Source organism: Paenibacillus sp. A3M_27_13 (assembly GCF_024213315.1).
Classification (GTDB): domain Bacteria; phylum Bacillota; class Bacilli; order Paenibacillales; family Paenibacillaceae; genus Paenibacillus; species Paenibacillus polymyxa_B.
The window spans coordinates 1-14,298 of the sequence record NZ_JANAVE010000006.1 but is presented as its reverse complement, the minus strand read 5'-3'; the positions used below and the strand labels follow the sequence as shown (position 1 = coordinate 14,298).

At 39.4% G+C, this 14,298-nt stretch carries 2 protein-coding genes; both read left to right on the top strand.

Annotated features, from left to right (window positions below; genetic code table 11):
• The first annotated feature begins 89 nt into the window (after window positions 1-89).
• On the top strand, window positions 90-13,292 hold the full coding sequence (locus tag NLX82_RS19335; protein ID WP_254348786.1) for a non-ribosomal peptide synthetase: 13,203 nt from the start codon (window positions 90-92) through the stop codon (window positions 13,290-13,292).
• A gap of 368 nt (window positions 13,293-13,660) precedes the next feature.
• Window positions 13,661-13,888 carry a hypothetical protein gene (locus NLX82_RS19330; protein ID WP_254348785.1) on the top strand — a complete coding sequence of 76 codons (228 nt, stop codon included), beginning with the start codon at window positions 13,661-13,663 and terminating at the stop codon, window positions 13,886-13,888.
• The last annotated feature ends 410 nt before the right edge of the window (window positions 13,889-14,298 follow it).

Genomic DNA, 14,298 nt, shown 5'->3' with positions numbered 1-14,298 from the left:
TTACTGTGAATCTCCTCCTGGATAGATCATAAACCATAAACTGTCCAGGAGGTATTCCCTTAATTTTAATAAATATATGGGGTGATCGTTTGGATACTTTATTTGAGAAAGAAAAATTATTTTGGAGAAATATGATAAGTTCAGAAGATCGAATAAGTTCATTTCCCTACAATAAGAGCTCTAACAAAGATGGTATTATAAATTCCCAGTTGAACAAACACAGACATCGATTTTCTCAAAACGTTCAAAGAAAATTAGGGGCGTTATCCAAAGGATCCAAAGGAGTCGAGTTTCTTATACTTCTAACTGGAGTACAATTCTTGCTGTACAAATACACGGAAGACAGTCAAACTATCGTTGGTATACCTGTAATCTCCAATAGCCAGGAGGATTTAAGTCCTATTAATGAAATCCTCTTCTTAAAAGCTGATGTAGAGGAATATAATACGTTTAAAACGCTTGTCAAGCAAAATCAACGTGCGGTAAAGGAAGTATTGAAACACGCAAATATTCCTTTTCAGGATATGACAGGTCAACTTGAGATTGAATACCACACCAACGGCAAACCGATTGTGGATACAATGATCTATTACTCGGCATTACATAACTTGAATTTTATTAAAGATGCTGTTGTGAATCTTTTAATTGGATTTGAAATGGAACAAGAATCAATTTATGTGAATGTCAGTTACAACCCGGATGTGTACAGTCAAGATTACATACTACGGCTAACAGCACATTTGGAGTATATTATTTTCCAAATGATAAATGATCCAAATCTTGGAATTCACAAAGTGGGCATCATGACAGAAGAGGAAAAAGAGCAACAGTGTATTGAGTTTAATCGAACGGATGAAAATGAGCTTGCGAGCGCAACTGTTCAAAAGTTGTTTGAGCAACAAGCTAAGTCGGTACCAGATAAAGTAGCTGTTACTTACGAAAATGTTGCCTTCACATACAGGGAGCTTAACGAGCGTGCGAATGGATTAGCCCGTACATTACGGAATAACGGAGTTCAAAGTGGTCATTTAGTAGGGTTAATGGTCGAGCGCTCTGCGGAAATGATCATCGGAATCCTTGCTATCTTAAAATCAGGTGGAGCTTATGTTCCTCTTGATCCTGATTATCCAGAAAATCGCATACAGTATATATTAAAAGATTCTGGTATATCCGTAATCTTAATTCAGGAGCATTTAAAAGAGAAGATTGCTTTCGAAGGAAAGGTATTAGCTTTAGAAGACAAAGATTCTTATTCGGAGGATCAATCTAATTTGAAATTGGTGAACTCCCCCGAAGATATAGCTTATGTCATTTATACATCCGGTACAACAGGTACCCCCAAGGGCATATTGACCACGCATGAGAATATTATTCGGGTAGTTAGTCGTACGAATTACATCGATTTTCAAGAGGGAGATCATATACTTCAGCTCTCCAACTATGCATTTGATGGCTCAACCTTTGATATTTTTGGTTCGCTACTAAATGGAAGCAAACTAACTCTGATTGGAAAAGACACCTTGCTAGACATAAAAAAACTTGCCTACCAAATTAGAGATAAACAAATTACAGTTGTTTTTATTACGACCGCTTTGTTCAACATGCTAATAGACCAAGATGTGGATTGTTTTGTCCATGTTCGAAAAGTTCTTTTTGGCGGGGAAAGAGCCTCGGTGGAGCATACTAAAAAGGCGCTAAAAGAGTTAGGACCTCATAAATTAATACAAGTATACGGACCTACAGAAAGTACTGTCTTCGCGACATATTATGAAGTTAATGAAATTGATGATACCGATGTTCATATTCCAATTGGCAAGCCGATCAGCCAAACACAGGTATACGTCTTAAGCAAAAAAGGAGAACTTCAACCGCTAGGTGTTCCTGGAGAATTATGGATTGGTGGAAAGGGACTGGCTCACGGTTATTTAAATCGTCCTGAACTGAATAACGAGAAGTTTGTTACCGGCCTATTAAACTCGAATGAGCGCCTATATCGGACAGGTGACTTGGTTCGGTGGCTCCCTAACGGGAATCTTGAGTTTTTGGGTCGCATTGACCAGCAGGTTAAAATACGTGGTCACCGGATAGAACTTGGAGAAATTGAGGCGCAGCTTCTTAAAATAAGTGGCATTCAAAAAGCTTTGGTGACTACCGTTGAAAACGAGCATGAAGAAAAAGAGGTTTGCGCATACCTGGAGACAGAGCAGCCTTTCACGATCGGCGAACTACGAGCGACCCTTGGGGTTCAATTGCCCGCCTTTATGATTCCAGCTTATTTTATTCGTTTGGAAAGTTTCCCTCTCACATTGAATGGAAAAATCGATTTGAAATCGTTGCCGCATCCCAAAAATAATATCTGGACAGGAGCAGAATATCAGGCCCCTGAAACAGTAATCGAAGAGCGACTAGTTCAGATATGGAAAGAATTATTAGGAATTGAGAATATCGGAGTAAAAGATAATTTTTTTGAGCTTGGAGGGCAATCATTAAAAGCTTCAAGTATGGTCACAAAGATATACCAACATTTTGGGGTTGATCTATCTCTTAAACAAATATTCCAATACCCGACCATTAAAGAAATCGCAAATTGGATTGCAGACAAGCAAGGGAATTTTGAACCTATCCCTCTTGCAGAGGAAAGAAGCAGCTATCCCTTGTCTTCGGCACAGAAACGTTTGTACGCTTTAAGTTTATTGTCCAATCATGATCTAAGTTATAACATGCCCGCCGTATTTTCCGTTGAAGGACCTTTAAATCGAAATGATCTTCAACAGGCATTGAATAAGCTAATCCAGCGTCATGAGTCATTACGAACAAGTTTTGTAAATACAAATGAAGGGCCCGTTCAGAGAGTAAACCCGGTGGTTCAGTTTTTAATCGAATATTTCGAATCGACGGAAGAAGATTGCCAGAAGGTGATCCAGAACTTTATACGTGCATTTGATCTGAAAATGGCCCCACTACTGAGAGTGGGCTTAATTGAGATAACTTCTGAGCATCATCTTCTTATGTTTGATATGCATCATATCATCTCAGATGGGGTTTCAATGGAAAACATTCTAAAGGAAATAACCCTTCTTTTTGAAGGGAAAAATCTACCTGCCCTTCATATTCAATACAAGGACTACGCTGTATGGCAGCAAGATAAGGTGCAGCAAGAACGCATGAAAAAACAGGAAACATATTGGATAAATACATTTAGTAATGAGATGCAAACATATGAGTTACCAACAGATTATAATAGGCCAAACGTCAGGGACTTTTCAGGAAATCTCCTGGAATTCACATTAGATCCCTTTACTAGCGAAAAATTAAGACAAATAACAGCTGAAAGCGGAACAACTTTGTATATGATTCTTTTAACTTCATATTTCATTTTTTTATACAAGTACACAGACCAAGAAGATATTACAATAGGAACACCTATTGCAGGAAGAACTCACACTGACCTAGATCATTTAATCGGCATGTTTGTCAATACGTTAGCCCTCCGAAGCTATCCATCAGGTCACAAAACATTCATGCAATTTTTGCAAGAAGTGAGGGAGACTGTATTACTTGCATTTGAAAATCAAGAGTATCCTTTAGAGACACTTGTAGAAAAAATGGAACTCTCACGGGATTTAAGCAGAAATCCTTTATTTGATACAATGTTTACTTTACAAACGGCGTCTTCGCAAGAAGCCCAGATTCCTGGTTGGAACCTAAGCGCATATCCCATAGAGCATAAGGTAGCAAAATTTGATTTGTCATTTCATGCTAATGTCGAGACTTCAACGATCCGATTCAGCATAGAATACGCTACTTCTCTTTTTAAACCGGAAACTATACAGCGCATGGGACTTCATTTTCAAAATATTATTCGTTCCATCACGCAGGATGTTCAAATTATATTATCAGATATTAATATATTGACTGCTGATGAAGAGGAAAAAATATGGAAGACTTTTAATACACCGAAAATCGAATTTATGGATAATAAAACAATTCACGGATTATTTGCGGAACAAGTATCCCTTGTGCCTAACAAAGTTGCAGTCGTTTGCGAAAAAACACATTTGACTTATCGAGAACTTGATGAACGATCCAGCAGACTTGCAAATTATTTACATCAAGAAGGAGTAAAAAAGGAAGATATTATAGGGCTAATGACCGAACGATCCGTAGAAATGATTATAGGCATGCTCGCAATTCTTAAGGTAGGGGGAGGCTATTTGCCTATCGACCCGGAGCTACCCAAGGATCGTATTCACTATATGTTGAATGACTCCGGCGCTTCCCTATTGCTAACTACACATAAATTAACGGAAAAAGCCACATTTGACGGCAAGTTTATATACCTTGATGAAGAGAAAATTTACATGGAACAGGACTTGCATACCGAATTTGAAGTTTTCCCCTCAAATCTTGCCTATGTGATTTATACTTCAGGAACAACTGGTAAACCCAAAGGGGTTATGCTTGAACATCGAGGGATATGCAATTTAAAGTCTCTCTATACGAACACACTTCAAATAACAGAACATGACCGAATTGTACAATTCTCTAATTTTTCTTTTGACGCATGTACCTGGGAAATTTCTCAGGCGCTGTTTAGCGGTGCGACCCTTTATATCCCGCGGAAAAATACGATTTTGGATGCGGAACGTTTCACAGATTATTTAATAGAAAATAATATAACAGTGGTGACATTACCTCCGTCTTATGCAGTACATCTGAATCCAGAGAGGATCGTCAGCTTAACCAAACTCATTACAGCAGGATCGTCCACTTCACTTGAATTCATCAAAAAGTGGGCTAACAAGGTGCAGTATTTTAATGCCTACGGTCCGACCGAGGACTCCGTGTGTTCAACTATGTGGCCGGTTCCCTCATTTCAGAATTTTGATTCGATACAAGCAGCAGTCAGTATCGGTGAGCCAATACAGAATCATCAGGCATTCATTTTAAATCGTGATAACCAGTTGCAGCCTGTTGGTATTCCTGGCGAATTGTGTATAGCTGGAGTTGGTTTGGCAAGAGGGTATTTGAACTTGGAAGACCTAACTGCGCAAAAGTTTGTCGTTCATCCACTAAACGCTCAAATGCGGTTATACAAAACGGGTGATCTGGCAAAATGGATGCCTAATGGTAAAATTGAGTACTTGGGGAGAATAGATCATCAAGTAAAAATACGAGGATTCCGTATTGAACTTGGTGAAGTGGAAAACCGGCTTGCGAACATCGAAGGCATACAGGATGTTATCGTTATTACTCGGCAAGACGTGCGCGGCGATAATCAACTATATGCGTACTACGTTGCAAATAAGCAGTTTGAAATTGCAGTATTGAAGTCAGAATTAGCGAAAGTTTTGCCTGAATATATGATTCCGTCTTATTTTGTCAAACTGGAGAAAATGCCTTTAACGACTAACGGTAAAATTGATCGTAAGGCGCTTCCTATTCCTGACCTAGGGCTAGCCTCTGCTAGAACATATATAGCTCCCCGTAACACGATGGAGCACTTGCTTGCTTCTATATGGCAGCATGTTCTGGGTGTTGAACGCATTGGTATCGAAGATCATTTTTTTGATCTTGGAGGAGATTCGATTAAAGCGATTCAGGTATCTTCCCGGTTGTTTGAAGCTGGATATCGGTTTGAAATAAGGGACTTATTCAAAAATCCAACGATAAAACAATTAGCCGTTCACATTCAATCTATTCTCGTAAAAACAAATTTGTGTGAAATCAACGGAGATGTAAAGTTAACGCCAATTCAGAGATGGTTCTTTGAACTCAATAAAGAACCCGATCATTTTAATCAGTCTTTTATGCTTTATCGCAAAAAAGGATTCGACGAAGAACTTCTTCACCAAGTGTTGCAGAAATTGACTGAACAGCATGATGCGCTTCGGATCCTATTTCGTTATACATCCGATGGTTATGAGGCCTGGAATCGTCCTATAGGGGATGAGTCAGCCTACATATTGGAAACGGAGGATTATCGACATTATGATAAAAATGACGCACTTGTAGAAATGAAGGCCAATGCAGTACAACGTAGCATCAATTTAAGCCAAGGTCCTTTAATGAAATTAGTCTTATTTCATTGCCAAGATGGGGACCATTTGCTTATCGTTATTCACCATTTAGTTGTTGATGGGATTTCTTGGCGAATCCTGCTGGAAGATTTCACATCCGCGTATAGTCAATTAGAAAAGAAGCGAACTATCAAGCTTCCTCCCAAAACAGATTCTTTCCAGAGCTGGGCGTTAAAGATATCAGAGTATGCTCAAAGCCCAGATCTAGAAAGTGAATTTGAATATTGGCAGGGGATCCATCATACGGCAACGGAATTGCTACCAAAAGACGCGGAAATCATTTCCAAGCAGAATCAAAATACGGAATATACAGTGAAGATGACTGCGCATGAGACCGAACTCTTGCTTAAGAGTGTACATCGTGCATATAATACGCAAATGGATGATTTGCTACTAGCTGCACTGGGGATGTCTCTTCGTGATTGGAAGGGGATGAAGCGAGTTGCTGTTAGCCTGGAGGGTCACGGTCGTGAATCTATTTTTCCTGAAGTAAACATTTCAAGAACGGTAGGCTGGTTCACCAGCATGTATCCTGTTATTTTGGATATGACTGCGGAACATGAGATATCTACTGATATTAAACGGATCAAAGAGAATATCCGACAAATACCGCACAAAGGAATCAATTATGGTATTATTCGCTATTTAACCAATAGTGAAGTGTTGCAGAATGAACTACATGCAGAAATTAGCTTTAATTATTTTGGGCAATTCGATCGGAATTTTCAGAGTAATGAATTTGAGCTATCACCATACCCGCGAGGCGAAGAAGTAAGTAATAAGTTCGTCTCCGGCTTCGCTTTGATGGTGAATGGTTACATTATGGATGGAGAGCTCTCTCTTTCCTTCCTTTATAACTGCAATTACTTCCGAGATGAATCGATAGAAAGTTTGGCCGGATATTTTAAGGCGAATCTGCAAAAAATCATATCTCATTGCTTGCATAAAGAGCCTGAAATCACACCGAGTGATTTACAAATCAAAGGGCTTACCTTTGAAGAGTTAGAACACATTCTAAATGAAACTCGCGAAATCGGGAGGGTTGAGAACACTTATACCCTTACCCCTATACAGAATGGCATGCTGTACCATAATCAAGTCTCGCCTGAATCCACCGCTTATTTTGAACAAACTGCTTTTACCATGGAAGGTCCACTAAATATTTCGATATTTAAGGAGTGCTGGGATGATCTTCTGAAGAGACATGCTGTACTGCGTACCAATTTTTATACTAATCTCTTGGCAGTGCCAATACAGATTGTTTACCGGGAAAAGCAGCTTCAATTTTACTATGAAGACCTCAGGGATTTAAATTTGGAAGATCAAAGGTCTCATTTGAAAAACTATAGAGAGCAAGACCGTTTAAAAGGTTTTGATTTAGCCTCAGACACGCTTATGCGAGTGGCTACTTTCCGAGTGCAAGATCATGCTTATGAAATTTTATGGAGCTTCCATCATATTTTGATAGATGGATGGAGCTTGCCTTTAATTATGAAAGAGATTTTGGGAACATATCGTGCCTTTCAAGATCACCAAAAGCCGGATTACCCCCCAGCCTCACCTTACAGTGAGTATATCCGGTGGCTGGAGGAGCAAGATCGCAAAACGTCTTTACAGTACTGGAGCAATTATTTAGAAAGATATGACCAGCAAACGGTTTTACCCAAGAAAAACATAAAAATTGAGGGCTATCGTTCGGACAAGGTAATATGCGAACTAGGAGCATCACTATCTCAGCGAATCCATGAAGTCGCCAGACAATACGGAGCAACTGTAAATGTTTTGCTTCAAACTTTATGGGGGATTCTACTGCATAAATATAATAACAATCACGATGCGGTTTTTGGGAGTGTCGTTTCAGGGAGGCAGGCCAATATTCCCGGGATAGAACATATGGTCGGATTATTTATTAATACGATTCCAGTCCGCATTCAATGTAGTTCCGATGAAACTTTCAGTGATCTTTTATGTAGAATGCAGGAGCAAGCCTTGATATCTCATCAGCATGACTATTACTCATTATACGAAATTCAGGCACACACAAGTCAGAAACAGGACTTAATTAACCATATTATGATTTTTGAGAATTATCCGGTTGAGAAGCAGATGCAGGTAACCAGCAGTTCTCCTGATGAAATCTCGATTACAGCAATGAGCGCGGTGGAACAAACCAATTATGATTTAAACGTGGTTATCGTACCCGCGGAACAATTGACGATTCATTTTGAGTACAATGCTCTGGTGTATGCCTCTGAGAATATGGAACGGCTCAAAGCTCATTTTTTACGTATGATAGAGCAAGTAGCTGAGCGACCGAGCCTAAATATAGAAGAAATTGAACTTACCACGGAATCGGAAAAAGAACTGATTTTGAACACGTTCAACCATACACAAGTTTCTTATCCTGAAGCTGATTTGATTTTCCGGCTGTTTGAACAACAAGTGGAGCGTACACCTAATCAAATTGCATTAGTATTAGGAAATAAGAAATTAACTTACAGAGAGTTAAACCAAAGGGCGAATCAACTTGGTCATACATTAAGAGCCAAAGGGGCGCAGGCCAATCAAATTGTGGGCATTATGACAGAGCGCTCACTTGAAATGGTGGTAGGAATCCTGGCCGTATTAAAATCCGGTGCGGCTTATGTTCCTATTGATCCTGAATATCCGGAAGAACGGACTCGTCACATACTGTCTGATTCAGTCTCTCAAATTTTGCTACTTCAACGTAAATTAGAAAATAAAATTTCCTATAAAGGTTCGAAAGTATTTTTAGATGATGAACAACATTATAATGATCAAGCGGATAATTTGGAACTTAATAACGAACCTAACTCATTGGCGTATGTTATTTATACATCAGGGACAACAGGTCAACCCAAAGGAGTCATGATTGAGCATAGAAGCATTACCAACACCATTCTTTGGAAGAAAAAATCGTACAATTTTAGTAGCAATGACCATGTTCTAATGACAAGCACATTTGTTTTTGATTCTTTTATAACACACCTCTTGGGGCCGCTTGTTTCAGGAGCAACTGTGTATATGCTGAATGATAACGAATGCGTTGATACGCATGCTATTAGAGAGGCAATCGTTAAATGGGGGATTTCTCACATTCAAAGTACCCCTGGCTTTTTGTTTCAAGTTCTGGAAGTTGTAAACAAGCAGGATCTTGCAACGCTTAAAAATGTGGTCGTCGGCGGAGAGCAGTTAAATCCTGTACTTGTCCATAAGTTGAAATCCATGAATTCATCGGTAGAAATATGCAACGAGTATGGTCCTACCGAAAATAGCGTCGTTTCAACGATGTTTTCGATTTCTCAGGCTGGGCAGCCTATTTCTATAGGAAAGCCGATCGATAATGTGCAAGTTTATATTTTAGGGCCGCGCGATCAGGTACAGCCGATACAAGTTGCCGGAGAACTTTGTATTAGTGGAGCTGGTTTATCAAGAGGGTATCTTCATTTGCCTGACCTTACTGCGGAAAAGTTCATAGATCATCCTTTTTTGGATGGACACCGCATCTATCGAACAGGAGATCTGGCGCGCTGGCTGCCAGACGGTAATATTGAGTATCTTGGAAGAATCGATCAACAAGTCAAAATACGTGGTTTTCGTGTTGAGCTTGGCGAAATAGAAGCACACCTTTCAGCAATCGACACTATACAAAATGTAGTTGTGACTGTGCATGAGGGTCAAAATGGAAAACAATTGTGTGCCTATTTCGTAGCAGGCCGAGAGCTAACATCGACTGATTTAAGGGAAAGATTAATTCTAAAGCTTCCTGAGTATATGATTCCAACTTATTTTGTTCAGCTGGAAAAGATGCCTCTGTCACTCAACGGTAAGGTAGACCGGAAAGCACTGCCCGCTCCTGACGAAAATAACATATCTACAGTGGCTGAATACATCGCTCCAGAACATCCGCTAGAGTCCATACTATCTCAGGTTTATCAAGAGATTTTGGGGGTTCACAGGGTTGGTATTCAAGATCATTTCTTTGATCTTGGGGGCGATTCCATTAAAGCGATTCAGGTTTCTTCTAGACTTCATCAGGTCGGATACAAGCTTGAAATGAAAGATATCTTTAGATTTCCGACTATAAGCCAGTTAAAAGACCATGTGCTTCCGCTTACATCGGTAGCTGATCAAAATGAAGTCGAAGGAAAGGTGGAAATTACGCCTATACAAAAGTGGTTTTTTAAACAAGAGTTTGCAGATCAGCATCACTTTAACCAATCTGTCATGTTATATAGTCAAGAAAGGTTGAATGCAAAAAGTTTACGAAGTGCGCTTGACAGCATCGTAACTCACCATGATGCATTACGTTTGAGATTCCATGCAAAAAATAATAATTTCGAGGCGTGGAACTATAGAGTCGAACAGGGGCCCCACTATTTCTTAGAGGTAGTTGACCTCCGTGCAAAAAACAACTGTGAAGAAATTATCGTAGCAAAAGCAAATGATATTCAGGGCAGCTTCAGGCTAAGTGACGGTCCCTTGATCAAGCTGGCTTTATTTCAATGTGATGATGGGGATCATCTGCTCATAGTCGTTCACCACCTTGTGGTTGATGGTGTATCATGGCGAATTTTATTTGAAGATATCACCGGTGCTTATGAACAAATTCAGCAGGGTCATCCCGTTAGCTTACCAGACAAGACCGATTCCTTTCAGAAGTGGGCAAAAGCATTATTGACTTATGCAGATTCGCCGGAAGCGGGGAGAGAGCTAGTATATTGGAAACAAATTGCTGAAACACCGATTGTCCCTATTCCCACAGATAGTTGCTATGATAATTCCACAATGGGGGATAGCCGTTCGGTCACCGTGGACTTAAGCAAAGAAGAGACGGAGCTGTTACTAAAACACTCAAATCGTCCCTACAATACGGAGTTAAATGATATCTTACTGGCCGCGCTGGCGTTGGCTCTATATTCATGGACCGGAATTTGTCAGACTCTTGTTAGCGTCGAAGGGCATGGTAGGGAAAAGATTCTAGAGGACATCGATATGAACCGCACTATTGGCTGGTTCACCAGCGAATACCCTGTACTGCTGAACATGGTACCAGATAAAGATCTTTCTCATCAAATTAAAATGGTGAAAGAAAGTCTTCGAAGCGTGCCTAAAAAGGGAATTGGCTATGGTATCCTTAGATATTTATCTACAAATCCTCAAAGACAAGCATTGGAATGTGAGCCAGAAATTAATTTTAATTATTTAGGTCAATTTGACCAAGATTTTGAGAACAATAAGATAAAGCTGTCACACTATTCTTGCGGTTCGGATGTTAGCCGATCACTAGTAAGAACGCATAAGATCAGTCTAAATGGTCTGGTATCGGGGGGGAAACTGAGTATTAATATCGGCTACAGCATGAAACAATATAAATCATCAAGCATAGAACGGCTGGCGGCACAACTGCATTTTCATCTACAAGAGATCATTTCCCATACGATCAACCGAGACCGCATAGAATTAACCCCATCAGATCTTTCATTGCAGGGGGTTACCTTGAATGAGTTAGATCAAATGACAAAGTACACTCAAGATCAAGGTGATATAGAAGATATGTATCTTCTTACACCATTACAGCAAGGAATGTTATTTCACAATCTTTTGGAACCCTATGCCGGAATGTATTTTCAGCAATTGTCTTTTTCACTTCATACACAACTGGATGAAGAAGCTTTTGAATACAGCTGGAATCATTTATTGGCGCGACATGCTATTTTGCGTACTAATTTTTACGGCAAATGGGGCAAAGACCCCATACAGATTGTTTTCCGCAACAAAAGAATGGATTACAAATATACAGATATTCGGGGCTTGGAAGTAAATGAGCATGATAAACTACTGAAAAAATATCAGGAAAGAGATCGTCAAAGAGGCTTTAATCTTGAAAAAGATATGTTGATGCGCGTTGCTGTATGGAGGACGGGAGAGGAAACTTACGAAGTTCTTTGGAGTTTTCATCATATTTTAATGGATGGTTGGTGCATCTCACATGTCGCTAAAGAACTATTTGATGTGTACAATGCTTACAAAAATAAAAGCGAGTCTAATCTGCAATCAGTAATCCCTTTTAAAACATATATCCGTTGGTTGGGGCAGCAGGATAAAACAATTGCCGCTGCATACTGGAAAGACCTTCTGAAGGATTACGCACAGCCAAGTCAGCTTCCACAAAATAAAAATATAACAAATAAGTATGTCAGGGAGTCAGTAATTTACTCATTAGGAGAGCACTTGACGGGTCTCATTAATAAAACATCTAAGAAATTGAATATTACAGTTAATTCTATCTTTCAGACGGTGTGGGGAATGATCCTGCAAAGTTATAGCGGAAGCAGGGATGTTGTGTTTGGAAGTGTCGTATCCGGCAGGCAGGCTCAGATTAAAGGAATAGAACGTATTATAGGCTTATTTGCAAATACCATCCCAGTACGCATCCGTTGTGACCAACATGAGAAAATGGTCGATGTGCTAATAAGAACACAGCAACAGGCACTAATGTCACATTCCCATGACTATTATCCCTTGTATGAGATTCAAGCTTCAGCTTTGCCAAGAAGGGAACTGTTAGACCATGTTATGTTTTTTGAGAACTATCCACTTAACCAAGAGGATCAAAATTTGGAGAGAGAAGAAAATAGTCTAAGAATATCTAATATTGATATTTTTGAACAAACCAATTACGATCTTAATCTCTATATAATTCCTGGAGACAATTTAACGATTCATTTTGTTTTCAATTCACTAGCATATGATAAAAGCTTCGTAGAACAAGTGGGTAAGCAATGGCTGGACATTCTTGAAAGAGTTGCAAATCACCCCAAAATGCAAGTAGTGGAATTACAAAATTCAATTGTCAAGGAGAAATGGGAATCCCAACAACCAGCCGACTCACTACATGTACAGCACAAGATGGACGAACATATAAAGAAGGAGCCATTGATTGTTGCACCAGAGAGCCCCATCGAAGAAACCTTGATAAATATATGGAAGAACATTCTTGACATCAAAACGTTGGGGGTAACGGATAATTTCTTTTTGTTAGGTGGTCATTCGCTGCAAGCGGTCCAATTGTTACAGCAATTGCAGACCATGATGAATATCGATATATCTTTGAATGTGATTATAGAGCAACCAACAATTCGTGGTTTGGCTCAAGAAATTATGAATCGAAATACGCTAAAAATTTAATATTGGTGAAGTTCTGAGTTCTGACGTCTTGAGGTACGGTGATGAATCCATTGGTTTGATATGTTTTTCATCTCGACCTCAAGGGTCATTCTTTTTTATATGCAATCATAATATAAATACAATATTAGTCATTGAAGTCATTAAAATATAGATAGCTTAGTTGGATTACTATAAGTACACTGAACAAGCAAATTAGATAAGGAAAAAATGGGGCTATCCCGGATCTGGATTTACTCACCAGTGAAGGAACAAACTGGAGCTGGTTCACTACCTGGACAGAAGAGTTCCTGACCGATGGCGTAAACAACAGCCGGGTGCCTTGAATAACGAACGCCTGTGCATATAATAGTCACAGAGAGGTGATCAACATGTTACCAGACATCGAACGTAACCGTAGAATGCCCACCATGAAGGAACTGGAGGGGAGGCGTATAGAGGACATAAAGGCGGGGCTGCTGGCTCTTGAAAAGGATAATTATATCTTGTGGGAGAACAAGTCGGATACTTGGCATATCGTCATTATCGAAGGATGGGACAGGGACCAGAAGATCGTTACGCCTCCTGGCTCTGCCAATAGGTACTATACGGAATATTAAAGCCTCAGATTGCTCCCGGGCTTTTATGCATTACTTCTTCTTTTCAGTAATAGATCTGTCAGAGAGTCGTGGTACTTATAATGAAAAAAAACAAATTCGAAATATGAGGAGTATAATAATAGAAGGGATTTTAATAACTTGGTTATTAAATGGTGTGATTTACATGTAGTCATCAGCAAACTTAAATGATATATTATTTATCCAGCCGTAAAAAGAGGTTGCGATGTAAGGGTTGATTAAAATAACCACCAAATGAGGTATTATTTACAAGTTGTATGAAGCGCCAAAGCATGATATATTATTTATCCGGCCCAAGAAAAGCCGAATGAAAAATTGATCTTTGAAAACTGAACAACGAGTGAGTAAAACGATTTTGTTCGCAAAATCAAACAAGAGATATTTTATCTCGT